The organism is Sinorhizobium sp. M4_45, assembly GCF_002885915.1.
GTDB lineage: Bacteria > Pseudomonadota > Alphaproteobacteria > Rhizobiales > Rhizobiaceae > Sinorhizobium > Sinorhizobium meliloti_A.
Genome location: NZ_NWVE01000001.1, coordinates 1,066,936 through 1,082,199, shown reverse-complemented (window position 1 = coordinate 1,082,199; position 15,264 = coordinate 1,066,936). Strand labels below are relative to the sequence as shown.

Genomic DNA, 15,264 nt, shown 5'->3' with positions numbered 1-15,264 from the left:
CGGACCTTGGCCGGGCATGGGATGTCGGGTCAAGATTGCAGGGGTCGAGGGCGGTGCTGATGCTTGACACCGCCTGACGGCTGTCCGTCGGATCCTGAGCGCTTGTTCTTCGGAGGCGCGGCGACGGCTGCCCTCCCCGGTACCAGGCGATCGAGAAGCGCGAAATAAAGCCCATAGGGCAGGATCCGCAGCAATTTGACCAAGTACGTAAATCGTTTCGGGAAGGTGATCTCGAAACGCGAAGACTTCAGCCCCGCGCATATCCGCTCCGCCGCCTCCTCCGTGCTCACCAGCGCGGGTCTCGGGAATCCGCCTTTCGGCACGGCCTTCGTATCCACGAAGCCGGGACAGATGACCTGCAGGCGGATGCCGATGCGGTCGAGATCGAATTTCAGGCTCTCCGCCATGTTGATGAGTGCCGCCTTGCTCGCACCATAGGCGGCGCCCATCGGCAGGCCGCCATAGCCGGCCACCGACGACATGATCGCGATTTGTCCATGTCCCTTGGCCTTCATATGTTCGACAAGCGGAACGAGGCAGTTGACGACCCCGTTGAGATTGACCGCGAAGCTTCTGTCGAAGGCGTCTCGGTGCAGGTCGTCGCCACGGACCGGCAGGACGACGCCGGCGTTGAGCACGGCGAGTGCCACCTGCCCGTGCTCGTATTCGATTTTTGCCAAGAGCCGCTCCATGTCCTTCGGATCGGTGACGTCTCCATCGAGAACGATCATCCGCCCTGCTCCGGCTGCCTCGTGCTGAAGATCTACCAGCTTCTCGTGACTTCGCGCCGTGACCACCACCGAATAGCCTTCCTCGGCCAATCGAAGCGCCACGGCTCGACCGATTCCGGAACTCGCGCCGGTGACCCATGCCAATCCATGTTCGGGGCGGGCGGCGAATACGGCTGTCATCTTTTCCTCGCTCGTCGACGGGGGTTCTCACCGGGGCGCCGCATAGGCGGCCGGTCCCATACCTCTCCGGACGGCAAGCGCCTGCCCCGCAATCTCCGCTTCCCGCCCGTCGATTGACGGCAGAGACGTTTTTTGCCCGGGACAGGAAAGCTGCGAAACGCTATTCCTTGCCTGTAAGACAGAGTGAGCCGAAAACACGCCAATATTTCGGCAATCCTACCCATGAAACCAAATGTTTATCGGCTTGCCGTCGACCGAGGTTAGTGCTTGGCTAATGCCGGCACCCGTTCCGTCTAGCGCGAGGTTTTCAAAATGCCTGTTCTTCCGTCCGTGCTCGAAGCAATCGGCAACACGCCGCTGATCCGGCTAAAGGCCGTTTCCGAAGCGACCGGCTGCAACATTCTCGGCAAAGCGGAGTTCCTCAATCCCGGGCAGTCCGTGAAGGACCGGGCGGCGCTCTGGATCATCCGCCAGGCCGAGAAGGCCGGGCAGTTGCGACCGGGCGGCGTGATTGTCGAAGGTACGGCCGGCAATACGGGGATCGGCCTTGCCGTTGTGGGTAGCGCACTCGGATACCGCACCGTCATCGTCATCCCCGAAACCCAGAGCCAGGAAAAGAAGGACGCGCTGCGCCTGCTTGGGGCCGAACTGGTCGAAGTTCCGGCTGTGCCTTACAAGAATCCCAACAACTACGTGAAGATCTCCGGCCGGTTGGCGGCCCAACTCGCCGAAACAGAGCCCAACGGCGCCATCTGGGCAAACCAGTTCGACAATGTCGCCAACCGGCAAGCGCATGTCGACACGACGGCGCCTGAAATCTGGCGGGACACCGACGGCAAGGTCGACGGCTTCATCTGCGCCGTCGGCTCCGGCGGCACGCTTGCCGGTGTGGCGGAAGGTTTGCGCGCCCGCAATGCGGCGATCAAGATCGGCATCGCCGACCCGGAAGGGGCGGCACTCTACAATTTTTATGCCCATGGCGAGCTCAAGTCGAGCGGCAGCTCGATCACCGAAGGCATCGGTCAGGGTCGAATCACCGCCAACCTCGAAGGCTTCACGCCGGACTTCGCCTACCAGATTCCCGATGCTGAAGCGGTACCCTACGTGTTCGATCTCATCGAACAGGAAGGTATCTGCGTCGGCGGCTCGACCGGCATCAACATCGCCGGAGCCGTGCGGCTTGCCCGTGACCTGGGGCCGGGACACACGGTCGTGACGATCCTTTGCGACTATGGTAACCGCTATCAGTCGAAGCTCTTCAATCCGGACTTCCTGACCTCCAAGGGTTTGCCGGTTCCGGACTGGCTGAAGACGACCTCGAACATAGCAGTGCCATACGAACCCGCTGGATAGGATTGCCATGACCGGAACCGTCACCGCCCTCTTCCGAGACGATTTTTACCTCTCGACCTGCGAAGCACGTGTGACGGCAATCCTGGAAGGCGGCGGCATCCAGCTGGATCAGACCTGCTTTTATGCGACATCCGGCGGGCAACCGGGAGACACGGGTTTCCTCGAGCGCGAAGACGGCAGCCGCATCGACATCGTCGAAACCCGGCATGGCGCGACCAAGGACGTCATCGCTCACATGCCTGTCGGCGGCGCGCCCACGCCGGCGGTCGGCGAGAAGCTCGTGCTGCACATCGACTGGCCGCGCCGCTACCGGCTGATGCGCATGCACACGGCCTGCCACCTGCTGTCGGTCGTCTGCCCCTTCCCGATCACCGGCGCAGCCGTCGGCGAGGAGGAAAGCCGTGTGGACTTCGATATGAGCGAAACGATCGACAAGGACGAGGTCACGGCAGCGCTGATGAAACTCGTCGAAGAGAACCATCCGGTCTACGTGCAGTGGATCACCGACGAGGAGCTGGCCGCCAATCCGGGCATTGTCAAGTCGAAGAACGTCCGCCCGCCGATGGGGCTTGGCCGGGTCAGTCTCGTCTGCATCGGCGAGAATTCATCGATCGACAGCCAGCCCTGCGGCGGAACGCATGTTTCCGAGACGCAGGAAGTGGGCGCGATCCACATCGCCAAGATCGAGAAGAAGGGCAAGGAAAACAGGCGTTTCCGTATACGCTTCGCGACGCCCGAAGATGGGGTTGCAGTTTAGTGCGGGCAGGGAAATTGTTCTTTCACATGAGAAAGCCAGTGGAGTGACGACGATGAATGGTGATAACGAAAACAAGAGCCGCTTTGTCGTTTCTGCGGATTGGCTTGAACAGCGCCTCGATGATCCGTCGGTCAAGATAATCGATGCCTCCTGGTATCTGCCGGCGCAGAACCGCGACGGGCAAGCCGAATACGCCGCCGCGCACATTCCCGGTGCGGTCTTCTTCGATCAGGACGCGATCGCCGATCGGTCGAGCGCGCTGCCGCACACCTTGCCCTCTCCCGTGGCATTCGCCGACGCCGTGGGCGCAATGGGAATCAGCGAGAACGACACGATCGTCGTCTACGACGGCCCGGGGATTTTCACCGCTCCGAGAGTCTGGTGGATGTTCCGAATCATGGGCGCCAAAAACGTCTTCGTTCTCGATGGCGGAATGGACGGCTGGAAAGCGGACGGCCGGCCGACGACGACCGAGGTCCCGAAATTCAGCCCGCAGGTTTTCAACGCAGTCTTCAACCCGAACGCGGTCACCTCGTTCGAGCGCATGAGAGATGTGGTCGAGCACCGGCTCTCGCAGATTGCCGATGCGCGCAGCGCCGGGCGCTTTGCCGGAGAGGAACCGGAACCGCGGGCAGGCATGCGGTCGGGCCATATGCCGGGCGCAAGGAGCCTGCCTTCGGGCGTATTCTCCGAAAAGGGCAGGTTCAAGGATCTCGATGCGCTGCGCCGGACTTTCGCGGATGCCGGCATCGATCTGACGAAGCCGGTCGTCACGAGCTGCGGCTCCGGCATTACCGCCGCCATCATCACGCTTGCGCTTCAATCCTTGGGACATGAGGACAATACGCTTTATGATGGCTCCTGGTCGGAATGGGGTAGCCGGCCGGATACTCCGGTTGCAATCGGTAAAGAGTGAGAGCCATGCCAAGGTCAAAGCCTGCCGCGATCACGGCGCACGTGACCGAACTCGAAATGACGTCGCCGCCGAAGCAAAGTCTGCCGATGCCGATCAACATCCATACGGCGATCCTGCGCGTTTCGGATATTCCCCTCGCCTATTACCGCTTTCTCTATCTGCGTGTCGGAAAGCGCTGGCACTGGGCGGAGCGCCTGCGCATGAGCGACGACGATCTGGCGGCTATCCTCCACGACAAGCGAACGACGGTCATGGTCCTCTATGTGGACGGTGCGCCGGCCGGTTTCTTCGAATTCCGGCAACTCGACGATGACGTCATCGACCTCACCCATTTCGGGCTCATGGAGCACGCGCTCGGCCTGGGACTCGGTAAGTGGTTCTTGCTGCAGACATTGTTTGCGGCCTGGGCCATGAACCCGCGCAAGGTCACGGTCACGACGAACAATCTCGATCATCCCCGGGCGCTGCAGCTTTACCAGCAGTTCGGCTTTTCTCCGGTCGCGACGCGGGAGACGGTGGTCGAGCCGCTGAGCGACGAGGAACTTCTCACCTTCGCGAAGAAGCTCTGAACGGCTTCGGAATCTTAGATCTAAGTTCGGCAAGTATCGGGTGTCGTTCCCTGACGCCAGTGCGCATCTTTCTCCTGAATTCAGCCAATCGGGAGAAGCGCCATGAAACTCAATTACGTTGCAATGCCCGTCGAGGAAGCGGAGCGGCTAAGACAAGGCGGGCGGGATGCCTATGGCCACCGGCCCGAGCGGCGCATTTCGGACGGCGACGGCGTGCCGTGCCGGCACTGTCTTCGTAATGTCGATGAAGGCCAGCCTTATCTCGTTCTGGCCTACCGGCCGTTTTCGTCGGTCCAGGCCTATGCCGAAACGGGACCGATCTTCATGCATGCCGAAAATTGCGCGGTTCACGACGGAGCCTCCGTGCCGCCGATTCTCGCGTCCAGCAAGAGCTATCTTCTGCGTGGCTACGGGAGTGATGAGCGCATCGTCTACGGTACCGGCGGGGCCGTCGATGCCGAGTACCTCGAGCAGCGGGCCGAGGAATTGCTGGCACGGCCGGACGTCGCCTTCGTGCATGTTCGCTCGGGAAAATACAACTGCTACCAGTGCCGCATCGAAGCGGCCTGAGTGGGAGCCCGGCGCTTGACGGCGCCGGGCGGTTCAGCGTGTCAGGCGACGTGAAGGACGGCCTCGGGAGCGTGGGCGTCGTAGCCGAGCGCTTCGGCCACGGCCGCGTTGGTTACGCGGCCTCGGTGGACATTGAGGCCGGCGCGCAGATGCCGGTCCTCGGCGATCGCCTTGAGGCCGCGGTCGGCGAGCTGAAGTCCGTATTGGAGCGTCGCATTGTTGAGGGCGTGCGCCGACGTGATCGGCACGGCCCCCGGCATGTTCGCGACGCAGTAGTGCACGATGCCGTCGACCTCATAGGTTGGTTCGGAGTGCGTCGTCGCATGCGACGTCTCGAAGCAGCCGCCCTGGTCGATCGCGACATCGACAATGACAGCGCCTTTTTTCATGGCGGACAGCATTTCGCGCGTGACGAGCTTCGGCGCAGCAGCGCCGGGAATGAGCACGGCTCCGATGACCATGTCGGCGGAGAAGACTTCCTCTTCCAAGGCATCGATCGTCGAGTAGCGCGTATGGACACGGCCGTTGAAGATATCGTCGAGTTGGCGCAGACGCGGCAGGGACCGGTCCAGGATCGAAACGTCGGCCCCGAGACCCGCAGCCATCTTGGCCGCATGCAGGCCGACGACGCCGCCGCCGATGATCGCGACCTTGGCCGGAAGAACGCCCGGTACGCCGCCGAGCAGGATTCCGCGGCCACCATTTGCCTTCTGGAGCGAGGTCGCGCCCGCCTGGATCGCCAGCCGTCCCGCGACCTCGGACATCGGCGCAAGCAGCGGCAACCCGCCGCGCTCATCCGTCACGGTCTCGTAGGCGACCGCCGTGACGCCGGACTTGAGAAGTCCCTGGGTCTGTTCCGGGTCCGGTGCGAGATGAAGATAGGTATAGAGAATCTGGCCTTCGCGCAGTTGCGCCCATTCGGAGGGCTGCGGCTCCTTGACCTTGACGATCATATCCGCCTTTTCGAAGACTTCCCTGGCTGTCGGTACGATCCTCGCACCGGCTGCGCGATAGGAGTCGTCATCCGCCCCGATCCCTGCCCCGGCCTTTGTTTCCACGATGACCTCGTGGCCGTGGGCTGCATATTCCCGTACTGATCCGGGCGTAAGGCCGACACGGTATTCATGGTTTTTGATTTCCTTCGGGCAACCGACACGCATGTTTGCGTTCCTCTCCTATCTGTGGGCTTTTGCCGCGCTGATGAGGGGTCCAGCAAAGCAGATGGCATTCCGAATGTCCTTGCAAAGACGTGCTCATCCATGCATTGCTTTCGGGAGTTATTGCGCAAAACAGCGACTATTCGAAAGAAGGTGCGAATGGCTGGCTTGGATGCTATCGATCGTTCGATTCTGCGCATTCTGCAGCAGGATGGCCGAATCTCGAACGCCGACCTCGCAGGAAGGGTCGGCCTCTCGCCGTCCGCCTGTTCGCGGCGGGTCGATATTCTCGAAAAGTCCGGGACGATCGCCGGTTACCATGCGCGCATCGCCCACAAGGCGCTCGACTACAAGATCATGGTCATCGTGCATATTTCGCTCTCCGGGCAGTTCGCCAAGACGCTTGCGGAGTTCGAAGCCGCGGTGAAGCTCTGCCCCAATGTGCTCGTTTGCTACCTGATGTCCGGGGAATACGACTATATCCTGCGCGTGGCAGCGAAGGATCTGGAGGACTATGAACGCATCCATCGCGACTGGCTTTCGGCGCTGCCGCATGTGGTAAAGATCAATTCGAGTTTTTCGCTGCGCGAGGTCATCGACCGCCCCAATGTCGGCATCTGAGACCGTGATCCGCCGAGACGCGGCGGCAACCCTGTCTGCAAAAATCAGCCGCTTTGCGTAGCCCGGCCATTCCGCCATAGTTACGCTTATCTGAACGCGCTTTCGAGGGGAGATCACCGATGACCGTTTTGCATCCCATTTCGCGCCGGACCCTGCTCGGCGGTCTTGCCGCCACGTCGGCATGTGTCGTGCTGCATCCCTTCGCGACCCGCGCCGCTGCAAACCAGGCGCATCTCAGGATCATGGAAACCACGGACCTGCACGTCCATGTCTTTCCCTACGATTACTATGCCGACAAGCCGAACGATACGCTCGGCCTGGCGCGCACCGCTTCGATCGTCGACGCCATCCGCGCCGAGGCGACGAACGCGATCCTCGTCGACAATGGCGATTTTCTTCAGGGAAATCCGATGGGCGATTACATCGCCTACAAGCGCGGCATGAAGGAAGGCGACATGCATCCGGTCATCGCCGCGATGAACGTACTCGGCTACGACTGCGGCACGCTGGGCAATCACGAGTTCAATTACGGCCTGGACTTCATGTTCAATGTGATCAACGGCGCAAACTTTCCGACCGTCTGCGCCAATCTGACCAATGGCGCCATGGCCGCCGCCCCGCGCCAGGACAAGCTCTTTCTCAAGCCCTATGTGATCCTCGATCGGAAAGTTAAGGACGGGGCCGGTCAGGAACATCCGATCCGCATCGGCCTCATCGGGTTCGTGCCGCCGCAGATCATGACCTGGGACGCCAAGAACCTGGAAGGCAAGGCGAATGCGCGCGATATCGTCAAGGCCGCGCAAGCCTGGGTGCCGCAGATGCGTGAGGAAGGTGCCGACATCGTCGTCGCTCTGTCCCATTCCGGCATAGGGCAGCAGGCCTATGCCGAAAATCTCGAAAACGCGTCCGTACCGCTGGCGGCAATCGAAGGTATCGACGCCATCGTCACCGGCCACAGCCACCTCGATTTTCCGGGACCCAAGTTCGACGGAACTCCGGGCGTCGACAATGCCAAAGGGTTGATTTCCGGAAAGCCCGGCGTCATGGGCGGCTTCTGGGGATCGCATCTCGGCCTCATCGATCTCCTGCTCGAACGCGACGGGGGTGAGTGGCGTGTGATCGGTTCGACAAGCGAGGCGAGGCCCATCTTTCGCCGGGAAGAAAAGAAGGTGATCGCCGAGGTCGGTGACAAGCCGGAAGTGCTGGCAGCCGCGCAGAAGGACCACGAAGCGACGCTCGCCTATGTCCGCACCCCCGTCGGCAAAACCTCGGCCCCGCTCTACTCCTATTTCGCGCTCGTCGCGGACGATCCGTCGGTGCAGATCGTGAGCCAGGCCCAGACCTGGTATATCCGCGACATGCTCAAGGACACCGAGCACCGCGACCTGCCGGTCCTCTCCGCCGCGGCGCCGTTCAAGGCCGGCGGGCGCGGCGGCGCCGAGTACTATACGGATGTTCCAGCAGGCGACATCGCCATCAAGAACGTTGCCGACCTCTACCTCTATCCGAATACGGTGCAGGCGGTCGTCATCACCGGCGACGAGGTGCGCAACTGGCTCGAAATGTCCGCCGGCATCTTCAACCGGATTGCCCCGGGATCAGCCGATGCAAGCCTGATCAATGGCGACTTCCCTTCCTATAATTTCGACGTGATCGACGGGGTCACCTACCAGATCGACCTGTCGCAGCCCGCGAAATACGACAAGGACGGCAACGTGGCGAACCCGGCGGCCAGCCGAATCCGCGACCTGAAGTTCGATGGCAAGCCGATAGATCCCAAGCAGAGATTTGTCGTAGCGACCAACAACTACCGTGCCGGCGGCGGCGGCAATTTTCCGGGCATCACCGGCGACAAGGTCGTCTTCGTCGCGCCCGACACCAACCGTGACGTCATCGTGCGCTACATCGTCGAACAGGGAACGATCAACCCCTCTGCGGACGCGAACTGGACATTTGCGCCGCAGAAGGACACGAGCGTGCTGTTCGATAGCGGTCCGAACGCGCGTCGATTCCTGGCAGAGGTCAAGGCGGTGAAGATCGAGGATGCAGGCGACGGCAGCGACGGTTTCGCCCGGTTCAGGATCAAGCTTTGACTCGCGATGCGGGCGGAAAGCAGAACATGCTTTTCCTCATCCGGCTCGGCTTGTTTGATTGCGTGATCCCTGTGCTCGTCACAGGTACCGGACGTCAGACTGGCCGGGACTGAGCGTCGTCGGAAAAAAGGGCCGCGCGCTGCTCGTCGATGATCTGCCGTCCCTTGCGCAGCGCCGAGTCGATGGCGTCCTGCTCGGAGGTGAAGAGATCTGCCCGGATGAAGCTGCGGACTTTCGTTGCACCGTCCGGCATCGATTTTTCGATGCTGCCCGCAAGCCGGTACTGCGACCCCTCGCGCTGAGGCGTCGCGCGGATTACGCAATCCGCATAGTTCTCGGACTTGCCTGCCGCAGGCTGCGCCTGCGTTTCAGAGCCGCCGGAGCGACCGAATAATTTCGAGAAAAACGATGCCATGTCTCACAGTTAGCTGTGCTCGCCGGCCCTGTCAAAGCGAAAATTGGTGAACCCGGCGCCGGCCACTTGCCGCCTTGTCAAATGACGAAGTTGGCCAGCATCTCGTTCTCGGTGATATCCTGGTAGCGCAGCCCCGCTGCATCGAAACGCTGTTTGAGGACGGGAAAATTCTCGGCGTGCTTCGTCTCGATACCGATAAGCACCGAGCCGAAGTTTCGGGCCGATTTTTTCAGATATTCGAACCGGGCGATGTCGTCCTCCTCTCCCAGGAGACCGAGGAAATCGCGAAGCGCGCCCGGGCGCTGCGCCATCCGCAGGATGAAGTATTTCTTGAGCCCGGCATGGCGCATGGCCCGCTCCTTCACGTCCGGCAGGCGCTCGAAGTCGAAATTGCCACCGGAAACGACCGCTACGACGATCTTGCCTTCGAGACTGTCGCGGCCAAGCGCTTCCAGTGCGGTGACTGCAAGCGCGCCGGCCGGTTCGAGAACAACGCCCTCGACATTGAGCATTTCGGTGATCGTCAGGCAGATCGCATTCTCCGGCAGCAGCAACACCTGCTCCGGCGAAAATCTCCGGAGCGCAGCAAAGTTCAGGTCGCCGATCCGTGCAACCGCCGCGCCATCGACGAAATTGTCCACCTGGTCGAGCGTAACGACGCTGCCGAGTTCCAGGCTGCGCCTGAAGCTCGGCGCCCCCTCCGGTTCACAGAACAGAAAGCGATCGGCCGAGAGGCTGTCGCCCAAATAGCCGGTCACGCCCGCGGCCAGGCCGCCCCCGCCGACGGGCAGGACGACGAGATCGGCGACGAGGCCGGCGGGCAATTGGTCGGCTATCTCCGCTGCAACCGTGGCCTGGCCTTCGATGATATCCTCATGGTCGAAGGGCGGGACCATGACGCCGCCGATCGCTTCCACATGCTCGCGCGCCGCCTTGTAGCATTGATCGAATATATCGCCGACGAGGCGGATCGTGATGAATTCGGCCCCGAACATGCGCGTCTTGTCGATCTTCTGCTGGGGCGTCGTCACCGGCATGAAGACGACGCCGGGAACGCCGAAGTGACGGCAGACGAAGGCAAAGCCCTGAGCGTGATTGCCTGCGGACGCGCAAACGAAGGTCTTCCCGGCCGCTCCGGAGCCGAGCGACTTGCGGAAGAAATTGAAGGCGCCGCGGATCTTGTAGGAGCGCACCGGCGAAAGGTCCTCGCGCTTCAGGAAGACGGTCGCCCCATAGCGCGCGCTCAGGTGCTCGTTGAGCTGAAGCGGCGTCGGCGGAAAGATTTCGCGCATTGCCGCTGCCGCTTTTTCAACATCCTGCTTCATCACGTGACTTCACCCGTTGAGTTTGCCGATTGCAGTCGCTATTGCACATTGCCGCGCCGGAGACCATCGATTTGACACGAATCGGTCACGCACGGCACTATCGCGCCCGCTTCGGGCGATCGCCGGCCCACCGACAAACCGCTTGCAGGAAATCAAGAGCTTGAACGCGAATCTGATCCGGCATGCTGTCCATCTCGCGGCGATCCTGGGGCTCTATCTCTCCGGCGCGATGCTGATTCCGGCTCTGGTCGATCTCTATTACGGCCATGCGGACTGGCAGGTCTTTGCCGTGACGGCCTTCATGACGGGCGCAATCTCGTCGACGACGTTCATGGCGACACGCGCAGGTCCTCCGCCCTTCTCGAAGAAATTCGGCTTCCTGGTGGTGAACGTCCTGTGGATCGTGTTTTCGATCGTCGGCGCCATTCCACTCTGGCTTTCCTCGGTGAATCTGGATTTCGCCCAGGCCCTGTTCGAGTCCGTGTCGGCGGTAACGACGACCGGCTCGACCGTAATCGTCGGGCTCGATGATGCGCCGCCCGGCCTCCTGCTCTGGCGGTCGCTCCTGAGCTGGTTCGGCGGCATAGGCATCGTCGTTCTCGGCCTGTTTATCATTCCCTATCTGCGTGTCGGCGGCATGTCCTTCTTCAAGATGGAATCCTCCGACACCAGCGACAAACCCTTTGCCCGGCTCGCAAGCTTCGGCCGCGCCTTCCTCGTCGTGTACGTATCGATAACTCTGCTGTGCGCGATCTGCTACGCCATGCTCGGGATGAACAGGTTCGACGCGATCAACCACGCGATGACGACCGTCGCCACGGGCGGCTTTTCGACTCACGATGCATCATTCGGCTACTTTTCCAGCATTCCCCTGCTCTGGGTCAGCACGTTCTTCATGACGCTCTGCAGCCTGCCCTTCTCCATCCTGATCGTGCTCGTCGTGCGCGGACGGCTGGACGCGCTTCGCGATCCTCAGATCATCGTATTTCTGGGCTATCTCACGGCATTCTCGGTCGCGGTTGCCGCCTATCACCGGCTCGCGAACGGCGTCGAGTTCCACCTGGCGCTTACCTATGCCTTCTTCAATATCACGTCGATACTGTCGACCACGGGCTATGCGAGCGAAGACTACAATCTTTGGGGACCATTCGTGGTCATGGTCGCGTTCATATGCACCTTCATCGGCGGTTGTTCCGGCTCGACGGCGGGCGGCATGAAGGCCTACAGGTTCGTCGTTCTCTTCAACGCCATTCGGTCTGCCCTGAACAAGCTCGTCTACCCGAATGCGATTTATGCGGTCCGGTACGGGAAGAATACGGTCGACGCGGACGTGCAGCGCGCCATCCTGCTGTTCTTCATCACCTATATCCTGCTCTGGGTCTTCGGCAGTCTGGTCATGGGCGCCCTTGGCTATGATCTCGTCACGGCCGTGTCGGCCGTCATCACGTGCCTCTCCAATGTCGGCCCCGGCCTCGGCAGCCTTATCGGCCCTGCGGGCAATTTCTCGACACTCCAGGATCCCGAGCTCTATCTGCTGTCGCTGATGATGCTGCTCGGGCGTCTGGAGGTCCTGACCGTCCTCGTCGTGCTCACTCCGATCTTCTGGAAGCAGTAACAGCCGCCGCCCGGCTTCAGCCTTGCCTTGACTTGGGGTGCCAAATACCGAAAGCTCAGAGCGATCGGGCATTCTGGAAAAGCGCGATGCCGAAATACCTGCTCCTGCTGGCGGCCCTCACGAACGCCACCGTCATGCTTGCCGACACGCAGGCAGAGGCGGGTCCGCTTGCCGACGCCGCGGCGAAGGCCGAACAGCAGGCGAGCTCCGGCGATGCCGCCGGCGCGCAGGAAACCTTGCGCAAGGCCGTGAGCGACTTTTCGCAGACCCTTCCCTTCTCCATCGGCAAGGCGGTTTTCGTCACAGAAGCACCGGCGGGCTTTGCAATGTACGAGCCGCGGCCCGACCCCGTATTCGAAGCCGGCGAAACGCTCATATCCTATGTCGAGCCCGTGGGACTTACCTGGAAGGAAGCAAGCGACGAGGGCAAGCTCGAGACACGCTTCACGGTCGACTTCGACATCCTGAACCCGAAGGGAGAGGTGCTCGCCAGCCAGAAGGCGTTCGGCGACTTCACCTTCAAGGGCTATCAGCGCAACCAGGAAATCTATGCGACGCTGAGGATCGACGTCGCCGGGGCGCCATCCGGGAACTATGTGCTGCGCTACCGCTTCAACGACACCAACAGCGGCAGAAGCGCAAGCGTCGATCAGCCGTTCGAGATCTCCGGCTCTTGAGAGTTGCCGGTCTCAGCCAGTAGCACGCCGGAATCGGAGGGCGGAGCACTTGGCTGGTGGGAGAATCTGGCGGTTCTGTTGCGGACGACGGGACGGACTGCCGGGGCCCGCGCGGGTGAGTCGCGCGTAGTTTTCGAGTTGGTGGGCAATAGCCCGGTTTTAACCCCGTCTAACCGGCCGCCGCTGATCTCGGCGCGACCGCCCACCATTCCGGAGCCGGAGTCGAAACACCCGTTTCCACCCCATTGCAGCCATCCGAACCTGCTCGCGCCATGGCGCAACTCGGCCCTAAGCGGACGTCTAGAACCAATATTGTTTCATCCGTGTCAGGAAATTGACCGTCGTCACGGGGAAGTCGGAGGCGTCACCGATGACGGAATCAATGCCGCAGCGTGGGCAAAGAGCGGTGCGGTCATCGTCCACCCAATCATCAATCTCGTTAGGTGGGAAGGTTGAGCAGCAGTAGAAGCAGCCACAGAGTGAACTCGTTTCGATTTCCGCTCGATGGTTAGCACTATGCTTGTGCGCTAGGGCGATATCGTCTTCCATAAACTACCATTATTTAAGCGTATTGGGCGTTGTCCAGTGGTGGCTTACTACGGCGCCTCAGCGACATGGCGGCAGTCGGCCCGAAGCGGAGTGCCAATTCGTTGCGCGGACACAGCAGGTTTGCGCCCGCCATTCAGCCATTCGATCAACTCGGTCAGGCGCCTGCAAGCAGCCGGTCCGCTTCTTGTTCTTGGACTTGTTATCGCACGGCAAAAGTCAGATGACCGCGTCTCAATGACTCCCTCCCTAGGCCAGTGCCACCACGTGGAGCCTGATTTTCCTTTTTAGCTATGATGATCGGATACTTTAGGCCGCGCTCCTCCCGACCGATCCACCGCCGTCCACGAACAGGGTTTGCCCGGTGATGAAGCCCGCGTCGTCCGAGAGCAGGAAGGCGATGGCCGCGGCGATCTCCTCCGGCTTACCGAGGCGCCGCATCGGGATCATCGACAGGAACCGCCCCTCGGCCTCGCTTCCGGCCGGCGTGTTGCGCCGGAACATCTCCGTTTCCACCGGGCCCGGCGCCACCGCATTGACCGTAATGCCGGTCTCTGCCAGTTCCACCGCCCAGGTGCGCGTAAGGCTGTTGACCGCCGCCTTTGCGGCCGCATAGCCGCTGCGCAGCGGGGTCCCGGTAGTCACCAGGCTGGTGATGTTGACGATCCTGCCCCAACCTTTCGCCCGCATTGCGGGGAGAATTGCCTGCGCCGTCTGGATTGTCGGATGAATATTGACGCGCAGCATCTCCTCCACATCAGCGAGGTCGATTTCGCCGACCGGGTGCAGCCGGGCCAACCCGACATTGTTGACGACGCCGTCGAAGGAATAGCGCTGCGCGAGATCAGCGAAGGCCTGACCCGACGCCTTGCTGTCATCGAGGTCGATCGAGACAAGCGTGCCGGGGAAGTCGGGATCCTGACCGCGAGCGATGCCGACGACATGGTGGCCAGCGGCAGCGAGCCGGTTCGAGAGCGCACGGCCGATGCCCTTGCTTGCGCCAGTAATGAGAAATGTCCGTTCGGTCATAGTAATTTCCTGAGCAGTTTGATGGTAAAAAGCGGCGTCGACTAGGAAGCGCGGTGCTTAGATTCTCTTATCGACGCGGCGGCAGGCGCTGCGAGCGGCGGTAGGCCTAGCAGTGCGAGCGTCTGTCCGACCGCGCCCGTTAGCAGCGGCCTTTCCGGGCGGACCCGCGCGAGAACCCGCACGCCCGAGAGCACCGCCAGCAGTTGACGCGCGGCATCCTTGGCCGAGTGGGCACGGGAAATGTCTCCGCATTCCTGCCCAGCTGTGACGCGGCTGCGGAAGAATTCTTCGATCAGATTCAACTCACGCGCTATGCTGCTGCGGAATTCAGCGTCCTCTGACGAGGCCTCCAGAGCGGAGTTCACCAGCATGCAGCCTCGCTGCAGGGCGTCCCCCAAGGATCGCTCGATCGTGTCCTCGAAGAACCCGGTGATCGCTTGTCCTGGCGAGGCTGTCGCTTCGAGATGCGCCATCTTCTCGCGCAGCCGGTTGAGATAATGGTCGAGAGCGCGCCGGAAGAGTCCGCGTTTGTCGCCGAAGGCGGCGTACATGCTGGAAGGCGTCAGACCTGTCCGGGCGGTCAGTTCCCTGGTCGACGTCGCCTTGTAACCCCTGGTCCAGAAAATGTCGCTCGCCGCATTGAGGACCGCCTCCTCGTCGAATTCGCGTGGTCTTGCCATCAGCCCATCCAGAAAATACGTGCGATATGG

General features: G+C 61.7%; 15 protein-coding genes. 9 read left to right on the top strand and 6 right to left on the bottom strand.

Annotation, left to right across the window (positions count from 1 at the left end; all coding sequences use genetic code 11):
• Positions 1-29: 29 nt before the first annotated feature.
• Positions 30-911, bottom strand: a complete 882-nt coding sequence (locus CN933_RS05475; protein ID WP_018094932.1) for an SDR family NAD(P)-dependent oxidoreductase — start codon at positions 909-911, stop codon at positions 30-32.
• Between the two features lie 312 nt (positions 912-1,223).
• Between CN933_RS05475 and CN933_RS05465 the strand changes: the two genes are divergently transcribed.
• From CN933_RS05465 to CN933_RS05445, 5 genes are all read left to right on the top strand, one after another.
• A complete protein-coding gene (locus tag CN933_RS05465; protein ID WP_026168589.1) occupies positions 1,224-2,264 on the top strand; it encodes a cysteine synthase A in 1,041 nt (346 codons plus the stop codon).
• Between the two features lie 7 nt (positions 2,265-2,271).
• The gene (locus CN933_RS05460; protein WP_018094933.1) at positions 2,272-3,021 is read left to right on the top strand and encodes an alanyl-tRNA editing protein; all 750 of its coding nucleotides are present in this window, start codon (positions 2,272-2,274) and stop codon (positions 3,019-3,021) included.
• Between the two features lie 52 nt (positions 3,022-3,073).
• Entirely contained in the window at positions 3,074-3,937 is an 864-nt protein-coding gene (gene sseA / locus CN933_RS05455) for a 3-mercaptopyruvate sulfurtransferase (protein ID WP_018094934.1), read from the top strand.
• 5 nt (positions 3,938-3,942) lie between these two features.
• Positions 3,943-4,506 (top strand): GNAT family N-acetyltransferase, encoded by a 564-nt coding sequence (locus CN933_RS05450; protein WP_018094935.1) that lies wholly within the window; start codon positions 3,943-3,945, stop codon positions 4,504-4,506.
• Between the two features lie 102 nt (positions 4,507-4,608).
• Positions 4,609-5,076, top strand: coding sequence for a DUF1203 domain-containing protein (locus CN933_RS05445; protein WP_018094936.1), 468 nt, complete (start codon positions 4,609-4,611; stop codon positions 5,074-5,076).
• A 41-nt stretch (positions 5,077-5,117) separates the two neighbouring features.
• On the opposite strand, the gene ald is transcribed toward CN933_RS05445, so the two are convergent.
• A complete protein-coding gene (gene ald / locus CN933_RS05440; protein WP_018094937.1) occupies positions 5,118-6,236 on the bottom strand; it encodes an alanine dehydrogenase in 1,119 nt (372 codons plus the stop codon).
• A gap of 156 nt (positions 6,237-6,392) precedes the next feature.
• Here ald and CN933_RS05435 point away from each other — a divergent pair, with 156 nt between their 5' ends.
• The gene (locus CN933_RS05435; RefSeq protein ID WP_018094938.1) at positions 6,393-6,854 is read left to right on the top strand and encodes an Lrp/AsnC family transcriptional regulator; all 462 of its coding nucleotides are present in this window, start codon (positions 6,393-6,395) and stop codon (positions 6,852-6,854) included.
• A gap of 119 nt (positions 6,855-6,973) precedes the next feature.
• On the top strand, positions 6,974-8,947 hold the full coding sequence (locus CN933_RS05430) for a bifunctional 2',3'-cyclic-nucleotide 2'-phosphodiesterase/3'-nucleotidase (protein ID WP_018094939.1): 1,974 nt from the start codon (positions 6,974-6,976) through the stop codon (positions 8,945-8,947).
• A gap of 94 nt (positions 8,948-9,041) precedes the next feature.
• Here CN933_RS05430 and CN933_RS05425 read toward each other — a convergent pair whose 3' ends face one another.
• Both CN933_RS05425 and ilvA read right to left on the bottom strand, forming a co-directional pair.
• Positions 9,042-9,362, bottom strand: a complete 321-nt coding sequence (locus CN933_RS05425) for an HlyU family transcriptional regulator (RefSeq protein ID WP_018094940.1) — start codon at positions 9,360-9,362, stop codon at positions 9,042-9,044.
• Between the two features lie 77 nt (positions 9,363-9,439).
• The gene (ilvA, locus tag CN933_RS05420; RefSeq protein ID WP_018094941.1) at positions 9,440-10,687 is read right to left on the bottom strand and encodes a threonine ammonia-lyase; all 1,248 of its coding nucleotides are present in this window, start codon (positions 10,685-10,687) and stop codon (positions 9,440-9,442) included.
• A gap of 160 nt (positions 10,688-10,847) precedes the next feature.
• Here ilvA and CN933_RS05415 point away from each other — a divergent pair, with 160 nt between their 5' ends.
• Together CN933_RS05415 and CN933_RS05410 are read left to right on the top strand one after the other, a co-directional pair.
• Positions 10,848-12,302, top strand: a complete 1,455-nt coding sequence (locus CN933_RS05415; protein ID WP_026168590.1) for a TrkH family potassium uptake protein — start codon at positions 10,848-10,850, stop codon at positions 12,300-12,302.
• An 86-nt stretch (positions 12,303-12,388) separates the two neighbouring features.
• A complete protein-coding gene (locus tag CN933_RS05410) occupies positions 12,389-12,979 on the top strand; it encodes a hypothetical protein (RefSeq protein ID WP_018094943.1) in 591 nt (196 codons plus the stop codon).
• Positions 12,980-13,834: 855 nt separating this feature from the next.
• Here CN933_RS05410 and CN933_RS05400 read toward each other — a convergent pair.
• Complete coding sequence (locus CN933_RS05400; protein ID WP_018094944.1) at positions 13,835-14,554, bottom strand: SDR family oxidoreductase; 720 nt, start codon at positions 14,552-14,554, stop codon at positions 13,835-13,837.
• Positions 14,555-14,595: 41 nt separating this feature from the next.
• Positions 14,596-15,234: a TetR/AcrR family transcriptional regulator gene (locus CN933_RS05395; RefSeq protein ID WP_018094945.1), complete on the bottom strand. Its 639-nt coding sequence runs from the start codon at positions 15,232-15,234 to the stop codon at positions 14,596-14,598.
• Between the last annotated feature and the right edge of the window lie 30 nt (positions 15,235-15,264).

What these genes read in the sequence shown, in the direction of transcription:
- ald (WP_018094937.1), bottom strand. Translation starts at nt 6,236, where the DNA reads ATGCGTGTCGGTTGCCCGAAGGAAATCAAAAACCATGAATACCGTGTC.
- CN933_RS05450 (WP_018094935.1), top strand. Translation starts at nt 3,943, where the DNA reads ATGCCAAGGTCAAAGCCTGCCGCGATCACGGCGCACGTGACCGAACTC.
- CN933_RS05475 (WP_018094932.1), bottom strand. Translation starts at nt 911, where the DNA reads ATGACAGCCGTATTCGCCGCCCGCCCCGAACATGGATTGGCATGGGTC.
- sseA (WP_018094934.1), top strand. Translation starts at nt 3,074, where the DNA reads ATGAATGGTGATAACGAAAACAAGAGCCGCTTTGTCGTTTCTGCGGAT.
- ilvA (WP_018094941.1), bottom strand. Translation starts at nt 10,687, where the DNA reads ATGAAGCAGGATGTTGAAAAAGCGGCAGCGGCAATGCGCGAAATCTTT.
- CN933_RS05400 (WP_018094944.1), bottom strand. Translation starts at nt 14,554, where the DNA reads ATGACCGAACGGACATTTCTCATTACTGGCGCAAGCAAGGGCATCGGC.
- CN933_RS05425 (WP_018094940.1), bottom strand. Translation starts at nt 9,362, where the DNA reads ATGGCATCGTTTTTCTCGAAATTATTCGGTCGCTCCGGCGGCTCTGAA.
- CN933_RS05435 (WP_018094938.1), top strand. Translation starts at nt 6,393, where the DNA reads ATGGCTGGCTTGGATGCTATCGATCGTTCGATTCTGCGCATTCTGCAG.
- CN933_RS05460 (WP_018094933.1), top strand. Translation starts at nt 2,272, where the DNA reads ATGACCGGAACCGTCACCGCCCTCTTCCGAGACGATTTTTACCTCTCG.
- CN933_RS05410 (WP_018094943.1), top strand. Translation starts at nt 12,389, where the DNA reads ATGCCGAAATACCTGCTCCTGCTGGCGGCCCTCACGAACGCCACCGTC.
- CN933_RS05445 (WP_018094936.1), top strand. Translation starts at nt 4,609, where the DNA reads ATGAAACTCAATTACGTTGCAATGCCCGTCGAGGAAGCGGAGCGGCTA.
- CN933_RS05430 (WP_018094939.1), top strand. Translation starts at nt 6,974, where the DNA reads ATGACCGTTTTGCATCCCATTTCGCGCCGGACCCTGCTCGGCGGTCTT.
- CN933_RS05395 (WP_018094945.1), bottom strand. Translation starts at nt 15,234, where the DNA reads ATGGCAAGACCACGCGAATTCGACGAGGAGGCGGTCCTCAATGCGGCG.
- CN933_RS05465 (WP_026168589.1), top strand. Translation starts at nt 1,224, where the DNA reads ATGCCTGTTCTTCCGTCCGTGCTCGAAGCAATCGGCAACACGCCGCTG.